The 23,786-nt window shown below is 71.2% G+C and carries 16 protein-coding genes; 13 read left to right on the forward strand and 3 right to left on the reverse strand.

From position 1 onward, the window contains the following. Positions 1–4 precede the first annotated feature (4 nt). Genes tssF through KAK03_RS07795 form a run of 7 tightly spaced genes read left to right on the forward strand, consistent with a single transcriptional unit; the run spans position 5 to position 11,023 of the window. Positions 5–1,870: a type VI secretion system baseplate subunit TssF gene (tssF, locus tag KAK03_RS07765; protein WP_210853060.1), complete on the forward strand. Its 1,866-nt coding sequence runs from the start codon at positions 5–7 to the stop codon at positions 1,868–1,870. Between the two features lie 7 nt (positions 1,871–1,877). After that, the gene (gene tssG / locus KAK03_RS07770) at positions 1,878–2,996 is read left to right on the forward strand and encodes a type VI secretion system baseplate subunit TssG (RefSeq protein ID WP_210853062.1); all 1,119 of its coding nucleotides are present in this window, start codon (positions 1,878–1,880) and stop codon (positions 2,994–2,996) included. Continuing rightward, positions 2,993–5,671, forward strand: coding sequence for a type VI secretion system ATPase TssH (tssH, locus tag KAK03_RS07775; protein WP_210853064.1), 2,679 nt, complete (start codon positions 2,993–2,995; stop codon positions 5,669–5,671). Before tssG ends, tssH begins: the two co-directional genes overlap by 4 nt. A gap of 44 nt (positions 5,672–5,715) precedes the next feature. After that, complete coding sequence (locus tag KAK03_RS07780; protein ID WP_210853066.1) at positions 5,716–7,803, forward strand: type VI secretion system Vgr family protein; 2,088 nt, start codon at positions 5,716–5,718, stop codon at positions 7,801–7,803. A 19-nt stretch (positions 7,804–7,822) separates the two neighbouring features. After that, positions 7,823–8,392, forward strand: coding sequence for a DUF4123 domain-containing protein (locus tag KAK03_RS07785; RefSeq protein WP_210853068.1), 570 nt, complete (start codon positions 7,823–7,825; stop codon positions 8,390–8,392). 58 nt (positions 8,393–8,450) lie between these two features. Next, positions 8,451–10,214 (forward strand): hypothetical protein, encoded by a 1,764-nt coding sequence (locus KAK03_RS07790; RefSeq protein ID WP_210853069.1) that lies wholly within the window; start codon positions 8,451–8,453, stop codon positions 10,212–10,214. Further along, the gene (locus tag KAK03_RS07795) at positions 10,211–11,023 is read left to right on the forward strand and encodes a hypothetical protein (protein WP_210853071.1); all 813 of its coding nucleotides are present in this window, start codon (positions 10,211–10,213) and stop codon (positions 11,021–11,023) included. Before KAK03_RS07790 ends, KAK03_RS07795 begins: the two co-directional genes overlap by 4 nt. A gap of 21 nt (positions 11,024–11,044) precedes the next feature. Here KAK03_RS07795 and KAK03_RS07800 read toward each other — a convergent pair whose 3' ends face one another. Continuing rightward, positions 11,045–11,998, reverse strand: coding sequence for an NEL-type E3 ubiquitin ligase domain-containing protein (locus tag KAK03_RS07800; RefSeq protein WP_210853073.1), 954 nt, complete (start codon positions 11,996–11,998; stop codon positions 11,045–11,047). 216 nt (positions 11,999–12,214) lie between these two features. Between KAK03_RS07800 and tagH the strand changes: the two genes are divergently transcribed. From tagH to tssM, 6 genes are all read left to right on the forward strand, one after another. Next, positions 12,215–14,098: a type VI secretion system-associated FHA domain protein TagH gene (tagH, locus tag KAK03_RS07805; protein WP_210853075.1), complete on the forward strand. Its 1,884-nt coding sequence runs from the start codon at positions 12,215–12,217 to the stop codon at positions 14,096–14,098. A 58-nt stretch (positions 14,099–14,156) separates the two neighbouring features. Next, entirely contained in the window at positions 14,157–14,969 is an 813-nt protein-coding gene (locus KAK03_RS07810; RefSeq protein WP_210853077.1) for a PP2C family protein-serine/threonine phosphatase, read from the forward strand. Between the two features lie 12 nt (positions 14,970–14,981). Beyond that, positions 14,982–15,368: a DUF4280 domain-containing protein gene (locus KAK03_RS07815; protein WP_210853078.1), complete on the forward strand. Its 387-nt coding sequence runs from the start codon at positions 14,982–14,984 to the stop codon at positions 15,366–15,368. Between the two features lie 13 nt (positions 15,369–15,381). Continuing rightward, positions 15,382–16,719, forward strand: a complete 1,338-nt coding sequence (gene tssK, locus KAK03_RS07820; protein ID WP_210853080.1) for a type VI secretion system baseplate subunit TssK — start codon at positions 15,382–15,384, stop codon at positions 16,717–16,719. Positions 16,720–16,760: 41 nt separating this feature from the next. Beyond that, the gene (locus tag KAK03_RS07825; RefSeq protein ID WP_210853081.1) at positions 16,761–18,098 is read left to right on the forward strand and encodes a DotU family type VI secretion system protein; all 1,338 of its coding nucleotides are present in this window, start codon (positions 16,761–16,763) and stop codon (positions 18,096–18,098) included. Between the two features lie 71 nt (positions 18,099–18,169). Beyond that, a complete protein-coding gene (gene tssM, locus KAK03_RS07830; protein ID WP_210853084.1) occupies positions 18,170–21,745 on the forward strand; it encodes a type VI secretion system membrane subunit TssM in 3,576 nt (1,191 codons plus the stop codon). A gap of 43 nt (positions 21,746–21,788) precedes the next feature. Here the strand turns inward: tssM and KAK03_RS07835 are convergent, their stop codons facing one another. Both KAK03_RS07835 and KAK03_RS07840 read right to left on the reverse strand, forming a co-directional pair. Then, positions 21,789–23,120: a hypothetical protein gene (locus KAK03_RS07835; RefSeq protein WP_210853086.1), complete on the reverse strand. Its 1,332-nt coding sequence runs from the start codon at positions 23,118–23,120 to the stop codon at positions 21,789–21,791. Between the two features lie 53 nt (positions 23,121–23,173). Further along, positions 23,174–23,770, reverse strand: a complete 597-nt coding sequence (locus tag KAK03_RS07840) for a hypothetical protein (RefSeq protein WP_210853088.1) — start codon at positions 23,768–23,770, stop codon at positions 23,174–23,176. Positions 23,771–23,786 lie beyond the last annotated feature (16 nt).

Here is a 23,786-nt window from a genome sequence, read left to right on the forward strand (position 1 = left end):
GCCCATGGACGCCCGGCTGCTGCGCTACTACAACCAGGAGCTGCGCTACCTCTACGAGGTGGGCGCGGAGTTCGCTGCCGAGTTCCCGAAGATCGCCTCGCGCCTGGGCATGGAGTCGATGGAGGTCACCGACCCCTACGTCGAACGTCTGCTCGAAGGCTGCGCCTTCCTCGCCGCGCGCGTGCAGCTGCGCCAGGACAGCGAGTTCCCGCGCTTCTCGCACCGGCTGCTGGAGCTGCTGTACCCCAATTTCCTGGCGCCGATCCCCTCGATGCTGGTGGCCCAGGTCCACCCGGTGCCCGACGCCAACCTGCTGAAGGCACCGCCGCTGCCGCGCGACCTGCCGCTCTACGCACCGCCGCTGGCCAACACCAGCACCCGCTGCGAGTACCGCACCGCCAGCCCGCTGCGGCTGACCCCGCTGAGCACCACCCAGGCCGAGTACCTGCTGAACCTGGCCGATCTCAACATCGCCGCCCTGGGCCTGCCCGAGCGGCCGCGGGCCGGCATCCGGGTGCGGCTGCAACTGCCCGCGGGCATGAAGCTGTCGCAGCTCGACCTGGACAGCCTGCGCTTCTACGTGGGCGGCCCCACCGAGGTGGCGATGCGCGTGCACGAGCTGGTGCTGGGCAGCACCGTGGGCGTGCTGGCCGGCGCGCCCGGCCTGGCCGACAGCCGCCAGCTGCTGCCGGCCTCGGCGGTGCAGCCGGTGGGCTACAGCGACGACGAGGCCATGCTGCCCGTCACGCTGCGCGGCTTTGGCGGCGTGCGCCTGCTGCAAGAGCACTTCACCTTCCCCGAGCGCTTCCTGTTCATCGACATCCAGGGCCTGCGTCCGGTGCTGCAACGCCTGGACGGCCATGCGCTGGAGCTGACGCTGCTGCTCAACCGGCCCGGCACCGGCCTGGAAGGCGTGGTCGACGCCAGCCACTTCATGCTGCACTGTGTGCCGGCGGTGAACCTGTTCACCAAGCGCATGGACCGCATCCAGGTCGACGACGGCCAGTACGAGTTCCACGTCGTGCCCGACCGCACCGCGCCGCTGGACTTCGAGGTCTATGACCTGCTGTCGCTGACCGGCTACGACGACAAGGGCGATGAGCGCCGCTTCATGCCGATGTTCGCGCCCGACCACCGGGCGCCCACCGGCCAGCCGGCCTACTACTCCTCGTGGCGCGAGCCACGCCTGCCGTCCGAGGCGGCGCGCCGCGAGGGCCCGCGCTCGGGCTACATCGGCTCCGAGGTCTTTGTCTCGCTGGTCGACCCCGAGGAGGCGCCCTACTCGGGCGACCTGCGCCAGGTGGCGCTGAAGGCCCGCTGCACCAACCGCGACCTGCCGATCTTCATCCCGATGGCCGGCGGCCAGGCCGAGTTCCAGCTCGATGCGCCGGTGCCGCTGAACGCGGTGCGCGTGGTCAACGGCCCGTCCCGGCCGCAGACCGCGCTGCGCGAAGGCGGCGTGGCCTGGCGGCTGCTGAACCTGCTGTCGCTGAACTACCTGTCGCTGCTCGATACCGAGGGCGGCGAAGCCGCGGCGGCGCTGCGCGACCTGCTCAGCCGCTTCCCGATGGCGGGCGAGCCGGCCCAGCGCCGGCAGATCGAGTCGCTGCAGGGCGTGCGCACGCGGCCGGTGGTGCGCCGCCATCCGGTGCGCGGCCCGATCGCCTTCGGCCGCGGCATCGAGGTTGAGCTGACGGTGGACGAACTCGGCCACGAGGGCGGCAGCGCCTACCTGTTCGGCGCCGCGCTGCACCACTACCTGGCGCGCCACGCCTCGCTCAACAGCTTCGTCGAGACCTCGCTGGTCTCGCTGTCGCGCGGCCCGATCGCCCGCTGGAAGCCGATGCTGGGCCAGCGCCCCGTGCTGTGAGCGAGCGATGACCAGCCTGCCGCCCGCACTGCCCACCCGGCACCTCGAGGCCGAGCGCGAGGCCCTGTGGCGCGACCTGGCCGAGCGTCCGGGCCACCAGGACTTCTTCCTGACGCTGCGCCGCATCGAGGCGCTGCACCCCGAGCTGCCGCGCCTGGGCGAGGCCATGCGCCCCAGCGACGAGCCGCTGCGCGTGGGCCAGCCACCAGAGCTGAGCTTCGCGCCGGCCAACGTCACCGGCGTGATCCAGACGCCCAAGGGCCGGCGCTGGCTGATGCAGCGGGCCTTCGGCCTGACCGGCCCCAACGGCGCGCTGCCCATCCACCTCACCGAGTTCGCGCGTGAACGCGCCCACCAGCACGGCGACCAGGCGCTGGCGCGCTTCCTGGACCACCTGACCCACCGCTTCGCGCTGCTGTTCTACCGCGCCTGGGCGCGAGCCCAGCCCACGGTCGGCTTCGACCATTTGAACGACAGCCGCTATGCGCGCTGGATCGGCTCGCTGTTCGGCATCGGCAACGAGACCCTGCTCAAGCGCGACGCCGCAGGCGACATGCCCAAGCTGCTGTTCGCCGGTCGGCTGGCGCGCGCCACCCGCGACGCCGACGGCCTGCTGTGCTGGCTGCGCGCCGAGTTCGACGTGCCGGTGCGCATCGAACAATGGTGCGGCCACTGGATGGCGCTGGGCCGCGCCGAGCGCAGCCGGCTGTCCAAGCGCGATGGCCAGCCGCTGGGCGGCGGCGCGGTGCTGGGTGGCAGCGTCTGGGACGTGCAGCACAAGTTCCGCATCGTCATCGGCCCGCTCGACCTGCCGCGCTACCACGACTTCCTGCCCGGCGGCCGTGACCTGGCCCGCCTGCACGCCATGGTGCGCCAATGGGTGGGCCTGGAGTTCGAATGGGACCTGCGCCTGGTGCTGCGCCGCCAGCAGGTGCCGCGCGCCCACCTGGGCCGGCGCACCACGCCGCTGGGTCGCGCCAGCTGGCTGGGCCACTACCGCCGCGAGCAGGACGCGGGCGACCTGCTGCTCGACGCCGAACGCATCCTGCGCACCCGACGCACCCCTTCCGCCCCTGCGGCTTCCCCTCCCCCACCGCCCTTTGGCGCCACACAAGGAACACCATGAGCGAGATCAGCCGAGTCGCCCTGTTCGGAAAACTCAACCCCCTGGCCTACAAGGCCGTCGAGGGGGCCACGGTGTTCTGCAAGATGCGCGGCAACCCCTATGTGGAGCTGGTGCACTGGCTGGCCCAGCTGGTGCAGACCGCCGACACCGACCTGGAGGCGCTGATGCGCCACTACCAGCTGGATGCCTCGGTGCTGGCGCGCGACATCACCACCGCGCTGGACCGCCTGCCGCGCGGCTCCACCGCGATCTCCGACTTCTCCGAGCACATCGAGAACGCGATCGAGCGCGGCTGGGTCTACGGCACGCTGATGTTCGGCGAGACCCAGGTGCGCACCGGCCACCTGCTGATCGGCCTGCTCAAGACCAACAGCCTGCGCAATGCGCTGCTGGGCATCTCGCGCCAGTTCGAGAAGATCAAGCCCGACGACCTGGTCGAGCAGTTCCCCAAGCTGTGCAGCGGCACCGCCGAGGCCCGCCTGGGCGCCCAGGACGGCAGCAGCATGGGCAGCGCCCAGCCGGGCGAGGCCGAGGGCGCGATCGCGCCGGCGGCGATGGGCAAGCAGGAGGCCCTGAAGAAGTTCACGGTGGACCTCACCGAGCGGGCGCGCGAGGGCAAGATCGACCCGGTCACCGGCCGCGATGAGGAGATCCGCCAGATCGTCGACATCCTGATGCGCCGCCGCCAGAACAACCCCATCCTGACCGGCGAAGCCGGCGTGGGCAAGACCGCGGTGGTCGAGGGCTTCGCCCAGCGTCTGGCGCGCGGCGACGTGCCGCCGCAGCTGCAGGGCGTGTCGCTGCTGTCGCTGGACCTGGGCCTGCTGCAGGCCGGCGCCAGCATGAAGGGCGAGTTCGAGCAGCGCCTGCGCCAGGTCATCGACGAAGTCCAGGCCAGCCCCAAGCCGATCATCCTGTTCATCGACGAGGTCCACACGCTGGTGGGCGCCGGCGGGGCGGCCGGCACCGGCGACGCCGCCAACCTGCTCAAGCCGGCGCTGGCGCGCGGCAACCTGCGCACCATCGGCGCCACCACCTGGGCCGAGTACAAGAAGTACATCGAGAAGGACCCGGCGCTGACCCGTCGCTTCCAGGTGGTGCAGGTGCCCGAGCCCGACGAGCACAAGGCCATCCTGATGCTGCGTGGCGTGGCCAGCGTGCTGGAAAAGCACCACCGCGTGCAGCTGCTGGATGAGGCCATCGAGGCGGCGGTGAAGCTGTCGCACCGCTACATCCCGGCGCGCCAGCTGCCCGACAAGGCGGTCAGCCTGCTCGACACCGCCTGCGCCCGCGTGGCCGTCAGCCAGCACGCCATCCCCGCCGAGGTCGAGGACAGCCGCCGCCGCATCGAGGCGCTGGAGATCGAGCAGGGCATCATCCATCGCGAAGCGGCCGCCGGTGTCGACACCGGCGAGCGCGGCCCCGAGGTCGAGGCCAAGCTGACCGCCGAGCGCACCCGCCTCGCGGCGCTGGAAGAGCGCTGGCAGGCCGAGAAGGCGATCGTCGAGCGCGTGCTGGCCCTGCGCGCCAAGCTGCGCGGCGACGCCGAGCCGGTCGACCAGGCGGTGCCCGCGGGCGACGCCGACCGCGGCGCGCTGATCGACGAGCTGCGCAAAGAGCAGGCCGCGCTGGCCGAGCTGCAGGGCGATGCCCCGCTGATCATGCCGTCCACCGACGCCCAAGCCGTGGCCAGCGTCGTGGCCGACTGGACCGGCATCCCGGTGGGCCGCATGGTCAAGAACGAGTTGGAAGCCATCCTGCGCCTGGGCGAAACGCTCGGCCAGCGCGTCATCGGCCAGCAGCACGGCCTGGACATGATCGCCAAGCGCATCCAGACCTCGCGCGCCCGGCTGGACAACCCGAACAAGCCGATCGGCGTGTTCATGCTGTGCGGCACCTCGGGCGTGGGCAAGACCGAGACCGCGCTGGCGCTGGCCGAGTCGCTCTACGGTGGTGAGCAGAACGTCATCACGATCAATATGAGCGAGTTCCAGGAGGCGCACACCGTCTCCACCCTCAAGGGCGCGCCTCCGGGGTATGTGGGCTACGGCGAGGGCGGCATCCTGACCGAGGCGGTGCGCCGCCGGCCCTACAGCGTGGTGCTGCTCGACGAGGTCGAGAAGGCCCACTCCGACGTGCACGAGCTGTTCTTCCAGGTCTTCGACAAGGGCCGCATGGAAGACGGCGAGGGCCGGATGATCGACTTCAAGAACACGATCATCCTGCTCACGTCCAACGTCGGCTCCGAGCTCATCATGAACATGTGCAAGGACCCGGAACTGCTGCCCGACCCGGACTCGCTGGCCGAGGCGCTGCAGGAGCCGCTGATGAAGGTCTTCCCGCCCGCGCTGCTGGGCCGGATCGTGACCATCCCCTACTACCCGCTGTCCAACGAGATGCTGGCCAAGATCATCCGGCTGCAGCTGGGCCGCATCAAGAAGCGCGTGGAGGAAAACCACCGCATCCCGTTCGAGTTCGACGACGCCGCGGTCTCGCTGATCGTCAGCCGCTGCAACAACGCCGAGGCCGGCGGGCGCATCATCGACGCCATCCTCACCAACACCGTGCTGCCCAAGATCTCGATCGAGTACCTGGGGCGCATGGCGCGTGGCGAGGAACTCAAGGTGATCCGCCTGGGTGCGGCGGACGGCGAGTTCACCTACACCTTCGATTGAGTTGAGACCGGGCGGCCACGCGCCGCCGGCCCAAGGAGCCCTCGATGGCCAAGCTGGATGCCGAATTCAAGTGCGTGAAGGGCCCCGACGCCCTGCTCTTCCACCGCCTGCAGGCGGTGGAGGAACTCGGCCGTCTGCCGCAGTACCGCATCGAGCTGCTGCGCCCGCGCAGCGATCCGGTGATCACGCCCGACGACCTGTTGGGCACCCGGGCGACCGTCAAGCTGCTGCTGGCCGATGGCAGCTACCGCTACATCAACGGCTTCGTCACCCGCTTCGAGCGCGGCGGCTCGCAGGGCAAGCTCGACCGCTACTTCCTGGACCTCAATGTCTGGCTCTGGTATTTGCAGCTGGGCGCGGACTGCCGCATCTTCCAGGGCAAGACCGTCATCGAGATCATCAAGGCGGTCTTCGGCGACTACTCCAACCAGTCGGTGCAGGACAAGTCCACCGCCACCTACAAGCCACGCGATTTCTGCGTCCAGTACAACGAGAGCGACTTCGACTTCGTCACCCGGCTGATGGAGCAGGAGGGCCTGTACTACTACTTCACCCACGAGGACGGCCAGCACAAGCTGGTGCTGTGCGACGACGCCTCGGGCCACGACCCCATCCCCGGGGCCAGCCTGGCCTGGGCCAGCACCCAGACCGACAACCAGCTGCGCGACGACATGGTCACCGACTGGCGCCTGGTCAAGCAGGTGGGCTCGCTGAAGTACACCCACGATGACCATGACTTCCAGGTGCCCTCCACCTCGCTGGAAGTGACCAAGATGCGCACCCCGTCGTACCCCAACCCGGGTGACCTGGAGGTGCGCCACTGGCCCGGCGCCTTCTACGACCTCAAGCGCGCCGCGGCGGCGGCCGACCACAAGGGCGTCGGCGAGCGCTTCGCCCAGGGCCGCGTCGACGCCTACAAGACCCAGCAGATCGTCGCCTCGGCCGAGACCCGCTTTCGCGCCATCGCCGCCGGCAAGACCTTCAAGCTGAAGGAGCACACCAACGACAACGGCGACTACCTGGTGACACGGCTGGTCTTCACCGCCGAGTTCGGCGAGTACGAGGCCAACGTCAAGGGCGGCAGCCGCGGTTTCCAGGCGCGCTTCGACGCCATCCCCAAGAGCATCCGCTTCCAGCCCCAGCTGAGCGTGGCCTGGCCGCGCATCAACGGGCCGCAGACCGCGGTGGTGGTGGGCGGCAGCGGCGACGAGATCGCCACCGACGAGCATGGCCGCGTGAAGCTCAAGTTCCGCTGGGACCGCGTCAATCCGGACGACCTGACCGCCTCGTGCTGGGTGCGTGTCAGCCACCCCTGGGCCAGCAAGAACTTCGGCATGATCGCCATCCCGCGGGTGGGCGACGAGGTGGTGGTCGAGTTCCTCGACGGCGACCCCGACCGCCCGCTGGTCACCGGCCGCGTCTACAACGCCGAGCGCATGCCGCCCTATGAGCTGCCGGCCCAGAAGACCGTCACCGGCATCCGCAGCCGCTCGACCAAGCAAGGGGGCGAGGCCAATTTCAACGAGCTGCGCTTCGATGACCTGAAGGGCTCCGAATACGTCTGGTTCCAGGCCGAGAAGGACTACCACCAGCTGGTCAAGAACGACGCCAAGATCACCGTCAAGAACGACCGCTGGGACAAGGTCGAGAAGAACGTGGCGCAGCAGATCGGCGAGAACCTGACAGTGGACGTGGGCAAGAAGGCCACGCTGTCGATCAAGGAGGACGTGCACGCCAAGCTGGGTGCCGACTTCAACCTCAAGATCGAGGGCGCACTGAACACCGGGATCACCGATGCGGTGGCCGTCAAGGGCGATCAGGCGATCTCGATCACCTCGGGCCAGGGCATGGACATCAATGTGGGCCAGGCCTTCAACGCCACCGCCACCTCCAGCCTGCACCTCAAGGGCATGGGCGTGGTGATCGACGGCAGCACCACGCTGTGCATCAAGGCCGGCGGCTCCTTCATCCTGGTCGGTCCCGACGGCGTGACCATCCAGGGCGCAATGGTCAAGATCAACAGCGGCGGCTCGGCCGGCAATGCCAACGACGCGGCGCAGGCCAGCCCGGCGGATCCGACCGCCCCGACCCTGCCGGACCCGGACCAGGACCCGCTGGCCTCGGGCAGCTGAGGGCCCGACCGTCGCGCCGATGGCTGCTGCCGACACGCCCCTCGAGATCGCCCCTGCGCAGTTCAGGGCCCAGCTCTGGGCCGACGACCGCCAGCAGGTGCACGCCGTGCTGCTGGGCCGCTGCCTGAGCGGCCTGCCGGCGCGGCTGGCGGCGGCGCAACAGGCCGGCGAGATCGACGATTTCGACTGCCTGCTGCCCGGCGCCCTGCCGCCGGCGGTGCAGCAGAGTGCGCCCTACCTGGTGCGGCTGCGCCGCGAGAGCCCCTTCACCGATGCGCTGCTGGTGCCGGGCGACGGACCCACCGACTGGGGCGTGCTGGTGCTCAGCGGCGTGCGCCTGATCGCCCTGCGCAACCACCTGCGCGCGCTGCTGCAGGCGCGCCTGCCGGATGGCCGGGTGGTGCCGCTGGACACGCTCAGCCCCGAGATGCTGCGCATCGTGCTGGACCATGCCGACGCCGCCCAGCGCGCTGCCGTCAACGGCCCGGTCGGTGCCTGGGCCCTGCCCGGCCCAGCGCACTGGTCGCTGGCGCGCATCACCGGCGGCCACCTCGAATGGCGCCAGTTGCGCCTGGGGGCGGGCACATGAGCGGGCCGCGCCGCTCCCCAGCGCGCAACCGGGCGCACGCCGTGCGGAGGGCCGCGCGTTGACCCTGGTGCTCAATGTCGAGCAGGCCACGCGCCTGCAGGCGGTGCAGGCCGAGCGCGACCGCCGCCAGCTGGCGCAGGTGCTGGTGGCCGCCTTCCCGGCGCTGGCCGAGCGCGTGGGCGACCGCCTGGGCGCGCTGGTGGCCCACGGCGAACAACGCGCCGCCGCGCATGGCCTGACCCATGCGCTGGCGGTGGCCCGCTACCTGGCCTGCTGGGTGGTGCTGGGCACCGAGTTCGAAAGCCGTGGCGGCCACACCTGGGCGCTGGACCTGCTGGGCGATCGGCGCCGTCAGGAGGGCGCCAAGGCCTTCCAGCTGGTGCGCCGCTGCCGCGAGGAACTGCAGCGCCTGCTGGCCGCGGGCGGGCCGGCGGCCGCCGATCTGCCCAAGCTGCCCGATTTCGACCGCGCGATCGCCCTGCTGGATGACGCGCTGCGTCAGCTCGGCGTGATGGGCTCGCTGCAGCGGGGCCAGCGCCTGGTGCTGGGCCAGCCCTGCGACATCGACGCGGTCGAGCTGCGCGAGCACGAGCCCCCGCCGCGCCAACCCTATCGCTTCGAGCGCGGGCAATGGAGCCGCGCGGGCGGCGACAGCGCCCCCCCCGCGCCGCTGGTGGTCACGGCCGCCGATGCCGCCGCCTGGCCCTCGCGCATCTCGCTGCTGGGACAGGACCCGGCAGGACGGCCCGCCCGGCTGCGGCTGCGGCTGCGCGCCGGCCACTGCTGCGACCCGGCGGTCCACCCGGCCGTGCTGCAGTTCACCGAGACCGGGCTGCTGGAATGGCGCGGGCCGCACACCACCGAACTGGTGCTGACCCAGCATGCCTCAGCCACCGAGCTGCCGCCCACCCAGACCTGGCAGCCGGCGCTGGCCTGGTCGGGTGGCGCCCGCTTCGGGCGCCTGCAGCTGGCCTCCTGCGGCCTGCGCGAGCAGGGCGACGCGCTGGGCGATCTGGCCACCGACTGGTGCGTCTACCCCGCCGCCCAGCACTGGATGCTGTGGCGCCGCGAGGCCGCCCCCGACCGCCAGTGGAGCACCGACGCCGCGCCGGCCCCGCATGCGCCACGCGCCGCCTGCATCATCGAGCGCGATGGCCAGCGCCTGGACGCCGGCGCCTGGCAGGCCGGCCTGCAGGCCCTGGATGCGCAGCTCGAGCAGGGGCTGGAGCGGCTGTTCACCGCCTGGTGCCGCGAGGCCGGCTTCGAGCAGCCGCAGATGGCGGCCGAGCCCGCGCTGCTGTGCGGCGACGCCGGTCTGGCCTGGGGCTGGCAGCCCGCCGCCGAGGGGCTGGCCGGCACGCCCAGCCACCGCGTGGCCGCGCACCTGGACCTGATCGCCGCGCGGCTGTCGCTGCGCCTGTCGGGCCAACTGGCGCTCCATGGCAGCCTCAGCCAGTGGCGCCTGCACTGTGCCGGCCAGATCCCGCTGCAGCTGCAGTGGGACACCAGCGCCCGCGATGGCCAGGAAGCCCTGCCGCCCGCCGGCGCCCAGGTGGCGATCCTGCTGCCGCTGACGCTGCAGGTGGACGTGGCCGCCGCCGAGAGTGCCTGCATGGTGGACGCCAGCCTGGTGGCCGGCGCGGTGGTCGGCCGCTGCGGCCTGCGGCCCCGTGCCGACGGCCTGGGCTGGCAGTGGTTCGCCCAGCTGGCGGTGGAGCCGGTGCAGGCGCTGTGCCGCATCAGCGACCCGCTGCTGGGCCACCTGCAGTGGCGCCGCTCGCTGCTGCCGGCCATGACCCTGGTCGACTGGAGCCTGGGATGATCGAGCGGCTGCTGGTGCTCAAGCTGGACGCCGTCGAGTGCGAGGCCGAGGCCTGGCTGAACGGCATTCCGGTGGCGCGCGCCCACCCTGGGCGCCCACGTGTGCTGCTGCCGGTGCACGAATACACGCTGACTGGCGACAACCAGCTGGCGCTGATGGTCTGGCCCTACCCGGCGACGATGGCCCCGGACAAGGCCCCGCCGCAGCAGCGCGTCACGGCCAATGGCCGCTGCTCGGCCCACCTGCGGCTGCTGCTGCCGCGCACCGGCAAGCTGGCCGATGAGGGCCACGCGCGCACGCTGGGCCAGATCGACTGGGCGCCCGATGCCGGCCAGGCCCATGTGGCGCCGCTGCCGCTGGACCAGACCCTGAACCTGCCGATCAATTTCCCGCGCTGGCGCTGGGTCGACGCCCCGGCCATCGACGACAGCCCCGCCCTGCACGCGCTGGTGGCCGAGCAGACCGCGCTGTGGGCGCGCCAGTTGACCGAGGGCCAGCCCGAGGCCTTCCTGGCGGCGCTGCGCCTGCGCGTCGAGGAAGTGGCCGCGGCCTACCAGCGCGACGCGCGCAGTGAACTCGACCGCCTGCGGGTGCACCTGCTGGAGCTGGCCGAGGCGCGCCGGCTGGACTGGCTGCCCTTCGAGCCCGCCGGCCTGGTGCTGCGCCGCGTGGCGCGCGGTCGCCTGTTCGAATGCCTGCGCGCCGATGGCACGCCCTGGCTGTCGACCAAGGCCGATGCCGATGGGCGTCAGCTGGCCTGGCCGCTGCGCCTGACCGCGGTGGAAGGACGCCTGTATGTGCTGCGCTGACGCGCGTCGGTGGCCTGGGCCTCAGGACATCATGGCCACCGCGCAGCCGGCACCACAGGCGCCGGGCAGCGCCAGCATGGGCTGCAGGGCCACCGTGGACATCAGCATCGTCAGCGGCCCCAGTTGCCCGGGCGTGATGCCCCCCAGCGCCGCCGACAGCGCCGGCAGGTCGGGCAGATCCGGCATCGGCACCTCGGGCAAGGGGGGCAGTGGCGGAAAGCTGGGAATCTGCAGGGCCGCCAGTGCGGGCAGCGGCAGGCCCGACAAGGCCGCGTTCAGCGCCGGCAGGGACCCGGGCGCCAGCGGGTTGACACCCAGCTGGGCCTGCACCATGGCCTGGATCGACAGCAGCCCGAACAGGCTCGCCAGCGTGGGCAGCACCACCGTGGGCAGCGGCGGCAGACTGGCCAGCACCGGCACCACCGCCTGCAGCACCGGCAGCGCCGGCAGCCCCCCCGCGGCCACCGACAGCTGCAGCATCGCCGTCGACAGCGGCGAGGTGAGCGACACCGAGGGCACCGGCGGCACCGCCAGCAGGGCCTGCAGCGACGGGATCGCGCCGCCGGCGCGCAGGTCGATGCCCAGGCCCGACAGCGCCATCATCAGCGAGGCCAGTGAACCCAGCGGCGCCAGCGCCGACAGCGTGGCCTGCAGCGCCGGCAAGGACGGCAGCGACGCCGCCGCGACACTGAACGACAGCGAGAGCTGCGTCAGCGGCAGCTGCAGCGCCAATGGATCGAGCACCAGGTTGGGCATCGGCAGCACCGCCGGCAGGCTGGCCAGCAGCTGCGCGATCGCCGAGATCGACGCGGTGATCGACGGCGCCGCCGGCACACTGAAGGTGGGCAGCGAAGGCGCCGAGGCCACCGCCGACAACAGCGCCGAGGGCAGCGTGGGAATCGGCAGCGCGGGCAGCGAGACCGAGCAGGCCGCCGTCGCAAAGGCCGACAGCGCGTTGGAGCAGAAGCAGGGCATGGTCAATGGCCTTGGTTGCGGGGTGGCGCGGCGCCACCCGTGCCGACGCGGCGATGTTAGGGCAACACCACCGCGCCGCGGGCCCTTCGGCCACCCCCACCCCCGCATTCGCCCCTGCCGCTTAGCGCTCGGCAACGGTATGCTCGACGCCACCCCGGTGGCCGCCACCGGCTGCCCCGCCGCCACCGCCACCCGGCCCTTCAAGGACCTTTCGCCGTGATCACGCTGACCGTCATCTCGTTCAACGGTGCGCCCCCCGCCAGCAGCCTGAGTGCCGCCTTCGACGAGCTCGGCGGCACCATCGGCCGTGCCGACACCAACCAGTTCGTGCTGCCCGATCCCGACCGCACGATTTCCCGCGTCCACGCCCAGGTCGTCTACCGCAACGGCAGCTTCGGCGTCATCGACAAGGGCAGCAACGCGATCCTGGTCAACGGCAAGGCGCTGGGCAACGGCAAGGAGGCGCCGATCAAGGACGGCGACTGGCTGCAGATCGGCGGCTACCAGATCGAGATCCGCGCCAGCGCCGGCGCCGCCAAGTCCAATGATCCCTTTGCCGACCTGCTGGGCCCCGCCGCCGCGCCGCCGGCCAAGGGCGCGCTGCCCGCCAGCTTCGACCCGCTGGCGCTGACGCCACCGGCCGCCCCGGCGGCCCGCAGCAACGACCCGTTCGCGGCCTTCGCGCCAGCCGCTGCCCCGGCAGCCGCCCCGGCGGCGGGTGGCATCCCCGACGACTGGGACCCCTTTGCCGCGCCCGCTCCCAAGCCCGGCGCGCCCGACCTGGGCCGTGCCTTCGGCGGCAGCTTCGGCCTGGATGCCGTGGGGGGCGCCCCCGCGCCGCTGATCCCCGACCTGCCGTCCAGCCCCGCGGCCAGTGGCGGCGATTCGCTCGACAGCCTGTTCGGCCTGAAGCCCGGCGCCGTGGGCGACCCATTGGGCCAGTCGGCCCTGACGGCCGCGGCCGCCCAGCCCAACATGGCGGCCTCGGCCGATCCGCTGGCCTCGCTGAAGGCCGTGCCGCGCGCCACCTCGGCCACCTTGCCGGACGACTTTTCCGACCTGAACCGGCCCTTCCTGCCCCCCGGCGCGCTGTCGGCGCCGCCGCCCAGTCCGCTGCCGCCGGCGCCTGCGCCGGCACCGGTGGCGCCGGCCGAGCGGCCCGCCGGAGCGGTGATGTCCTGGGACGAGGCCGGGACCGAAGGCCGCACCGTGATCCGCGCCCGCCCGCCGGCGCCGCCGCGGCCTGCCAGCCCCGTCCCGTCGGCGCCTGCCGCGCTGCCACCCCTTCCCCCGTCGCTGCCGAGCAGCGACCCGCTGGCGGCCTTTGGTCTGGACGCGCCGCCACCGGCCGCGCCGGCGATGGGATTCCTGGATGAGCTGCGGCCTGCTCCGGCCCCGGCGATGGCGATGGCGCCACCGGCGGCCATGCCTGCGCCGACCCCGGCGCCCATCGCTGCGCCGCCCGCGGCGATGGCAGCGGCCGGCCCTGCCGACGCGGCGGCGGTGCAGGCGCTGCTGGCCGCGTTCCGTGAAGGCCTGGCCACGCCCACGGTGCAGGTCGAGGCGCTGACCCCGGCGCTGATGAAGCTGATCGGCGAGCTGCTGCGCGAATCGGCGGCCGGCACCGTCGACCTGCTGGTGGCGCGCGCCGCGATGAAGCGCGAGATCCGCGCCGAGTCGACGATGATCGTCGCCAAGGAGAACAACCCGCTGAAGTTCTCGCCCAGTGCCGAGGCCGCGCTGGGCCACCTGCTGGCGCCGCCCACCCGCGGCTTCATGCCCGCGGCGCCGGCGATGCGCGACGCCTACGACGACCTGCGCGCCCACCAGTACGGCTTCGTGGCCGGCATGCGGGCGGCCCTGGAAGGCGTGCTCGAGCGCTTCGACCCGGCGCGCCTGGAGGGCACGCTGACCCAGCGCAGCGCGCTGCAGGCCATCCTGCCGGCGGCCCGCAAGGCGCGCCTGTGGGAGAGCTTCAACGAGCTCTACACCCAGATCCGCAGCGAGGCGCAGGACGACTTCCACACCGTCTTCGGCAAGGCCTTCCTGAAGGCCTACGAGGAACACATCGACCAGCTGCAGTCGCGGGGGCGTGGATGAGCGCGCCGGACCGTTCCCAGCGGCAACTGCCGCAGTGCGCAGCAAGGAGGGTCGCCCCGTGAGCGATGACGCCCCCTTCGCCGATTCGGTCTTCGGCCTGGGTGACCTGCCGGCGATCGAGCTGTCCATCCTGTCGCGGCAGGGCGGCCGCGACTACAACGAGGACGCCTGCGGCCACTGGCACTCCGAGCAGTACCTGTGCTGCGTGGTGGCCGACGGCGCCGGCGGCCACGGCGGCGGCGACGTCGCCGCACGGCTGGCGGTGCGCCACATCATCGAGCAGGCCTCGGCCGCGCCGCTGCACGCGCCCGACGAAGTGCACGACCTGCTGCTGGACACCAACGCGTCGGTGCTGAGCCACCGCGACGACGACCCGGCGCAGAAGGACATGCACTCCACCGTGGTGGCGCTGTTCATCGACCTGGCCTCGGGCACCGCGCTGTGGGGCCATGCCGGCGATTCGCGCCTGTACCTGTTCCGCAGCGGCCAGATGCTGGCCCACACCCGCGACCACAGCGTGGTGCAGTCGCTGGTCGAGGCCGGCCTGCTGGGCCCCGACCAGATGCGCACCCACCCGCAGCGCAGCGAGCTGCTGTCGGCGCTGGGCACGCCCACCGAGCACCTGAAGGTCTCCACCGCCTCGCGCCCCTGGGTGCTGCGCGAGGGTGACGTCTTCCTGCTGTGCACCGACGGCCTGTGGGAGCATGTGGACGAGGCCGAGATGAGCGCCAGCCTGGCCCGCTCCAGCGACCCGGCCGACTGGCTGGCCCGGCTGGAGCAATCGGTGCTGGCGCACGCCCGGGCCACGAACAAGCCGCGGCACGACAACTTCAGCGGCATCGCCGTCTGGGTCGGCAACCCGATGGCCTGAAGGAGCCCCCCGATGCCCCAGCAAGTGACCACCAGCGCGATGATGACCTGCCCGTTCGGGCTGGCGCCGTCCACCTTCAACGCCACGCCGCGCATGGTGATGAGCAGCAACCTGGTCTGCGGCGTCATCACCGACAACGTGCCCTTCATGAACATCCCGCCGTTCGGCATGTGCACGTCGCTGTCCAACCCCACGGTCGCTTCGGCCACCTCGGCGGCCCTGGGCGTGCTCACCCCCATGCCCTGCGTGCCGGTGTTCCCGGCGCCCTGGACGCCCGGCGTGCCCACCGTGCTGCTGGGCAACATCCCGGCGATCGACAACACCTGCACCCTGAACTGCATGTGGGGCGGCGTGATCACCTTCAGCACGCCGGGCCAGTTCACCCACGACATTCCCTGAACACAACGCATCCATGACCTGGCAAAACAAAGTGATCTGGGCGGAGGGCATGTTCCTCCAGCCGCAGCATTTCCAGCAGCACGACCGCTACCTGGCCGCGCAGGACCATGCCCGCCAGAGCGCCCTGCTGGCCTACAGCTGGGGCTTCGTCTCGCTGCAGCTCGACAACGCCGCGCTGAACCTGGGCAAGATCGCCATCAACGCCGCGGTGGGCCTGATGCCCGATGGCCAGGCCTTCGACATCCCCAGCCAGGACGCCGCGCCGGCCGCCCTGGACGTGCCGCCAGACGCCCGCGACGAGCTGGTGGTGCTGGCCCTGACCCTGCCGCGCCCCGGCGTGGCCGAGACCGACGCCGAAGGCGACACGCCGGCGATGCCGCCGCGCTTCCTGGCCACCGAGGTGGACGTGGGCGACAGCAACGCCACCGGCGAGCGCGCTGCGCCGCTGCAGATCGGCCGCGTCAACCTGCGCCTGATGCTGGCCCGCGACGCCGCCGAGGGCTACGCCACGCTGGGCCTGTGCCGCATCATCGAGCGCCGCGCCGACAACAAGGTCACCCTGGACACGCAGTTCATCCCGCCCACGCTGCACGCCGGCGGCAACGACCTGCTGGCCGGCTACCTGCGCGAGCTGCACGGCCTGCTGCACCAGCGTGGCGAGGCGCTGGCCGCGCGCCTGGCCCAGCCGGGGCGCGCCGGTGTCGGCGAGATCGCCGACTTCCTGCTGCTCGAAGCCGTCAACCGCCACGAACCGCTGCTGGCGCAGATGCGCCAGTGCTCGGTGCTGCACCCGCGCGAGCTGTACTTCAGCGCCTGCTCGCTGGCCGGCGACCTGTCCACCTTCGGCGAGCGCCGCCGTCCGCCGGCGCTGCCGGCGTACCTGCACGACGACCCGCAGCGCTGCTTCAAGCCGCTGATGGATGCGCTGCGCCAGTCCCTGTCGATGGTGCTGGAGCAGAACGCCATCCCGATCGAGCTGCAGGAACGCGCCTATGGCGTGCGGGTGGCGATCATTGCCGACATCGAGCTGCAGCGCAGCGCGCAGTTCGTGCTGGCGGTGGGCGCCCAGTTGCCGGGCGACGCGCTGCGCGCCCGCTTCCCCACCCAGGTCAAGATCGGCCCGGTCGAGCGCATCCGCGACCTGGTCAACCTGCAGCTGCCCGGCGTCACGCTGCGGCCGATGCCGGTGGCGCCGCGCCAGATCCCCTACCACGCCGGCTTCAACTACTTCGAGCTGGAGACCCGCGGCAACGAGCTGTGGAAGCAGCTGGAATCCTCCGGTGGACTGGCCCTGCACATCGCGGGCGAGTTCCCCGGCCTTGAACTCGAATTCTGGGCGGTGCGCGGCTGAGCCGCTGAGCACCCCACCCGTCAACGCCGCGAGACCCCATCATGAGCGACCAGGACGATCCGTTTGCCGCCTTCGGCTCCGACCGCACCGTGATCAAGCCCGCCGCCGGGCGCGGCGCCCGACCGGGCACGCCCGCCGACCCGGGTGCGCCGGCGCCCGCGGCCGCCACCACCGCGGCCGGTGGCCGCGACGCGCCGATGGCGATGGACGCGCTGATGACCGCCAGCCTGAACCCGCTGGTGGCCGCGGCCGTGCCGCTGCTGGCGGCGGCGCCGCGGGTGCGCACCACCGCGCGCCACCCCAACCCGGCGGGCCTGAAGGAATCGCTGGCCGAGGGCATCCGCAAGTTCGAAACCCAGGCCCGCGCCCAGGGCCTGCCCAATGAGCAGGTGATCGCCGCGCGCTACATCCTGTGCACGCTGCTCGACGAGATGGCCGCCAACACGCCCTGGGGCGGCTCGGGTGTGTGGTCGGCGCAGAGCCTGCTGGTGCAGTTCCACAACGAGACCTGGGGCGGCGAGAAGGTCTTCCAGCTGATGTCCAAGCTGGCCGAGAAGGTGGACGCCAACCGCAACCTGCTGGAGCTGCTGTACGTGGTGCTGAGCTTCGGCTTCGAGGGCCGCTACCGCGTGCTCGACAACGGCCGCGCCCAGCTCGACAGCGTGCGTGACCGCCTGGCGCAGATGCTGCGCCAGGGCAAGCCCGCCCAGGAGCGCACGCTGTCGCCGCGCTGGCAGGGTGTGCCCACCGAGGGCGAGCGCCTGACCGATGGCCTGCCGATGTGGGTCATCGCCTCGGTCACCGCGCTGGTGCTGGCGATGGTCTTCCTGGGCCTGCGCCTGCGCCTGGCCGACAAGGCCGACCCGGTGTTCAGCGCTCTGGCAGCGCTGGACGTCAAGGCCGCCACGATCCAGGCACCACCGCCTCCGCCGCCGGCCCCCAAACCGCGCCTGGCCACCTTCCTGAAGGCCGAGATCGACGCCGGCCTGGTCAGCGTGCAGGACCTGGCCGACCGCTCGGTGGTGACGATCCGCGGCGACGGCTTCTTCGAGCCCGGCAGCGCGCAGATCTCCGACAGCGTGCGCCCGCTGCTGGGCCGCATCGCCAAGGCCTTGTCCGAAACCCCGGGCCAGGTGCTGATCACCGGCCACACCGACAACCAGCCGATCCGCACGTTGCGCTATCCGTCGAACTGGCACCTGTCTCAGGACCGCGCCGACGCGGTGCGCCAGGACCTGGGTCAGAGCGTGCCGCTGTCGCGGCTGAAGGCCGAGGGCCGCGCCGACGCCGAACCGGTGGCCGACAACGGCTCACCCGCCGGCCGCGCGCGCAACCGCCGCGTGGTGGTGACCCTGTTCGTGGCCCAGAACGCCCCGTGAGCGCCCGGCACGCCCGCCCCGCGAAGGCTGAACGCACGCTCGCACGCTGAACGCACGTCGAAGACAAGCGCATGAAAAAAGTCCTGCAGATCCTCTTCCACCCGCTGCTGCTGGTGCTCTACGGCTTCCTGGCCCTGGCCGCGCTGGTCTGGTGGGTGGGCCCGGTCCTGTCCTGGAATGACGACCACCCGCTCGACGGCGCTGGCGCGCGCCTGTGGACCATCGCGGGCCTGGCGGTGTTCATCGGCCTGATCGTGGCGCTGCGGGCCTGGCGCCGCAAACGCAACAGCACGGCCATGGTGCGCGGCCTGCAAGGCGGCCCCTCGGCCAGCGACCGCGAGGCCGAGCAACTCGACAAGCGCTTCACCGAAGCCCTGGCCACGCTGGAGGACAGCGCCAGGCAGAGCGGCAAGCGCTCCTTCCTGAACCGCGGCGGCTACCTCTACGAGCGGCCCTGGTACATCTTCATCGGCGCACCCGGCTCGGGCAAGACCACCGCGCTGCTCAATGCCGGGCTGACCTTCCCGCTGGCCGGCAAGATGGGCCAGGGCGCGATCAAGGGCGTTGGCGGCACCCGCAACTGCGACTGGTGGTTCACCGACGAAGCGGTGCTGATCGACACTGCCGGGCGCTACACGCTGCAGAAGTCCGACGAGAAGGTCGACGCCACCGCCTGGGAGAACTTCCTGGGCCTGCTGAAGAAGTCGCGCCCGCGCCGACCCATCAACGGCGTCATCCTCACCGTCAACGTGCAGGACCTGCTGCAGCAGAGCCCGGCCGACCGCAAGGACCACGCGGCGCGCCTGCGCACCCGGCTGCAGGAGCTGCACCAGCGCCTGGGCATCCGCCCGCCGGTCTATGTGATGGTCACCAAGACCGACCTGATCGCCGGCTTCAACGAAACCTTCGGCGAGTTCGCCAAGGAAGAGCGCGACCAGGTCTGGGGCTTCAGCTTCCCGCACGATCCGCGCGGGCTGGACAACCCGATGCAGTCCTTTCCGGCCGAGTTCGCGGCGCTGGAGAAGCGCCTGCGCGATCGCCTGCTCGATGCCCTGCAGGCCGAGCGCGACGTGATGAAGCGCGCCGCGGTCTTCACCTTCCCACAGCAGTTCGGCGGCCTCAAGGGCCTGCTGGGCGGCTTCCTGGAGCAGGTCTTCGACGGCGGCGGCAGCCTGGAGGAGCGCGCGCTGCTGCGCGGCGTCTACTTCACCAGCGGCACCCAGGAGGGCTCGCCGATCGACCGCGTGCTGGGCACGCTGGCGCGCACCTTCGGCGTGGACCAGAAGGCGGCGGGGATCGCCTCGTCGCGCGGCAAGAGCTTCTTCCTGGCGCGCCTGCTGAAGGACGTGATCTTCGTCGAGCAGGGCCTGGCTGGCGAGAACAAGCAGGTGGCCGCCAGCCGCCGTCGCCTGCGCCTGGCGGGCTTTGGCGTGCTGGGCCTCACCTCGGTGGCGCTGCTGGCCGGCTGGGTGGTCAGCCTGTGGCGCAACCAGGCCTATGTGGCCGAGGTGGAAGGCAAGCTGCCCGAGCTGAAGGCCGCCGTGGACACCGTGGTGCCCAACGCCAGCAGCGATTTCGGCACCCTGCCCGCGGTGCTGGACCTGCTGAACCAGGCCGCCACGCCGGCCGGTTTCGACCACGACAATGTGCCCCTGCTCAACGGCCTGGGCCTGTACCAGGGCCGCTACCTGCAGGCCGGCGCCGACACCGGCTACCGCCACCTGCTGGACCACGCGCTGCTGCCGCGGGTGGTGCGCCGCCTGGAAGAGCGGCTGCGCGCCGCCAACCGCGACAACCTGGAGCTGGCCTACGAGGCGCTCAAGGCCTACGTGATGCTCTACACGCCCGAGCGCTTCGACGCCGAGTCGCTGCACGCCTGGGTCACGCTGGACTGGGACGCCAACCTGGCCGGCACGCTGAACGACGCCAAGCGCGCCGCACTGGGTGTGCACCTGGCCAACGCGCTGGCCCAGGGTGCGCCGCAGGCGATCGCGCCGATGGACAAGACCCTGGTGGCCAACGTGCGCGAGATGCTGGTGGCCTACCCGCTGGAGTACCGCATCTTCAGCCGCCTGCGCCGCGCCGGTGCCGGCAGCGACTTCCCCGAGATCTCGATCGCCGCTGCAGGTGGCCCCAACTCGGCCCAGGTCTTCGAGCGTGCCAGCGGCCAGCCGATCACCAAGGGCGTGCCGGGCCTGTTCACCAAGGACGGCTACTTCAAGGGCTTCACCAAGGCCGTGGCCAGGGTCACGCCCACACTGGCCGCCGAGCAGGAGTGGGTGCTGGGTACGCCCGCGTCGCCCGGTGGCGTCAAGGACGCGGCCAAGAACATGCTGGCCGGCAACGAGCTGGACGCCAAGATCCGGCGCCTGTACCTGCAGGAATACATCAAGGTCTGGGACGCCTACCTGAAGGATGTGCGCCTGGTGCGCCTGGACGGCATCGACCGCAGCGTGGCCGTGGCCCGGGTGCTGGCCGCGCCCGATTCACCGTTGATGGCCTGGATCCGCGCCGTCACGCGTGAGACGCAGCTGGGCGCCGCGGTCAAGGCGCGCGACGAGGCCCGCGCCGACAGCGTGGCCGGCGGCCTGCTCAGCAAGGCCGGCAAGGCCAAGGAGGACATGGCCGCGCTGGTGGGCAAGGCGCCTGACCCCGCCGCCAAGGCCGACGGCGACCCGCTCGAGCAGATGGTCGACGACCACTTCGCGCACATCCACCGCCTGCTGCAGGGCCAGCCGGCGCCGATCGAGGAGGTGGGCAAGCTGTTCAACGAGGTCTATGTGCAGCTCAACGCGGTGTCCGCCGCGCAGAAGAGCAAGAGCGCGCCGCCCGCTGGCGGCGGCGGTGGTGGCAGCGACGCCGCCAAGGCCGCGGCCGGCCTGCAGCCCGAGCCGATCAAGTCCATCCTCGAGGCCCTGGGCAGCGCCGGTGCCGCGCAAAGCCGCAATGCCGAGCGCCAGGGCCTGAGCGCCGAGCTGAAACCCATCGCCGAGCAGTGCCAGCGCACGATCGCCGGGCGCTTCCCGTTCGCGCCGGGCTCCAAGTCCGACGTGCTGCCCGACGACTTCGGCCAGATGTTCGGCGTGGGCGGCCAGCTCGACGACTTCTACAACCGCCGCCTGGCCACGCTGGTCGACACCGGCGTCACGCCCTGGACCTTCAAGCCGCTGACCGACGGCACCCGCCCGCCCGGCGGCGCCGCGCTGGCCGACTTCCAGCGCGCCGCCAAGATCCGCGAGGCCTTCTTCCGCTCCGGCGGCAAGCAGCCCGGATTCAAGGTGGATGTGCGCGTGGTGGAGATGGCCGAGGGTCTGAAGGAAGTCGACATCGACATCGACGGCCAGGTGCTGAAGTTCGCCCCCGGCAACACCGCCGCGCAGACCATCACCTGGCCCAGCACCAAGGTGGCCTCGCAGATCAAGCTCAGCGGGGGCCCGGGCACCACGCCGCAGTTGTTCGAAGGTCCGTGGGCGCTGTTCCGGTTGTTCAACAGCTTCGAGATCCAGCCTTCGCCGCAGCCCGAGAAGTTCGCCGTCGTGATGACCGTGGACGGCAAGAAGCTGCGTATGGAGGTGATCTCGGGCAGTGCGCTCAACCCGCTGCGGCTGCGCGAGATGAGCGGCTTCCGCTGTCCTGACGCACTCTGAGCCCGGCCGGGCCGGCCCTGTCGGGCCCGGCCCGGTGGGCCGATCAGCCCTTCAGCAGCTTCTCCATCTGGCTGATGTAGTCCTCGCCGCTTCGGGTGAAGCTGGTCACCTGGCGCTTGGCGGCGATGGTGAGCTGCAGCAACTCGGCGCTGATCGACTTGAACTCGGGCTGACTGCTGAGGTCCTTGGGCAGCTTGGCGATCTGCGATTTGGCCAGTGACTCCAGCACATTGACCTCCTGCTGGAGCGCATTGATCTTGGCCTGCCAGGCCGTGATCTTGGGCGGCATCGACTCGCGCAGACCGGGCTGTTTGGACGGCGTCTGCCACTGCTCGATGTATTCCTTGGTCGAGTGCGTCAGCCCGGAGTTGGTCTCGGTCTCGTACTGCTCGTTGATGTTGGCGGCGAGCCCCTTGCCCTTGTTCAGGGCCTGCTGCAGGCCCTTGAGCACCATGCCGCGGATGTCCTTCAACTTGGCGGCCTCGTCGGATTCGGTCGCGGCCACGCGCGTGTCCTCGGCCAGCTGCTCGTACTCTTCGATCATCCCCAGCACCTGCTTGCCCAGGTGCTGGGCCTTGCTGAAGATCGCATTGATGCCGATCTGGCCCTTCAGGAACTCGGGCTTCTGGTCTTCCTGAAGGTCGAATTCGCCGCCGTCGCAATAGGTCAGGAAGCCGCGGTTGCGGTCCGACTGGAAGGCCTTGGTGATGCGCAGCTCGTAGGCCGAATGCAGCGCCTTGGCGGTCTTCTCGGCCTCGTCGGCGGACTTCAGGGCCAGGTCGGCCACCTTGCGGGCGTCGTTCAGGCGGCCCAGCTTGGCCAGGCCCAGCGCCTGCCCGACCGCGGCGGCCGCCGTCTCGTGCCACTTGCGCATCTGCGGACCGGCGGACTTGACCTCTTTCTCGATGTTCTCGATCGCCGCCAGGTGGATCCGGCGACGCTCCTCGAAGTGCGCCAGCGCCGCCTTGAGCTTCTTCTGGCGCACCCCCTCGACCATCTTGTCGACCACCGCCTTGCCGCCCTCGGGGCCCTCGGCCATGGTCTGCAGCCGCTTGGCCTTGAGCTCGATCTCCTGCAGCAGCTTCTGGACGTCGTCCTCCAGCCCGTCGACGATCTTGCCCAGGGCCTTCTGATCGCCCTTTTCCTTCTTCAGCTGCTCGCGGATCTTGTTGACCCAGACCTTGAAGTACTTGGCCGCATCACCGTGCGCGTCGACGAGCTTCTTCGCGTCGTCGCCGGCGTTGTCCAGCGCCTTGAACTGCGTGACCATCTTCTCCTCGCCAACGAAGGCCTCGAAGACGGAGCCCGGCTTGAGCTTCTGCAGCGCCGTCACGCGCTCCTTGCGCACAGCCTTGAATTCAGCTTCGTATCCCATGGTGGGTTGCCTCTCAGTGGGGGTGATGCGGTGAGGGGTGGGCTGCGGCCAGGTCAGAGCATGCCGAACTTGTCGAGCGCCGCGGCCACGAACGGCGCCAGCGTGTCCTTCAGCGCATGCGACTTCAGCGCCGCGTGGGCGTCCTTCAGCTGCTCCTCGTAGAGCACGCCCTTCTGGACGATGTTGAAGCGCTTGTTGCCCAGCTTCAGATGGAAGCCGCCACCGTAGACGTGCACATGCGGCTCGTCCTCGCCGCCGCCCAGGTATTCCTTGTTGGCCTTGGCGCCCTTGGTCTTGGCGAATAGCGGGCATTCCTTGGCGATGTCGAGCTTGGGCTCGGGCTCGATCGTCAGATCGATCTTGGTGGCCTTGTCGTCGCCCACATAGACATACAGCTCATGCTTGCCCGAGTATTCCTTGGACGGCAGACCGGTCAGCTCGGAGGACTTGATGCCGCTGCGCACCGCCTCGACCTTGATGGCCGACTTGACCTCGTCGATGATCGCCGCGGCCATGCCCGACTTGCTCCAGTCGATCACCATCGAGCGCAGGCGGATGGCCTCGGCCAGCTGGGTGTGGGTCACCATGGGCGTGTTCTTCACCGGCTTGGAGCCGAGCTTGGGGGTGAAGGTCAGGTGCAGCTTGGCCATGGGTGCGCGCTCCGGG

Origin of the sequence: Ideonella alba (genome assembly GCF_018069845.1) — a bacterium.
Taxonomy (GTDB): Bacteria; Pseudomonadota; Gammaproteobacteria; order Burkholderiales; family Burkholderiaceae_C; genus Ideonella; species Ideonella alba.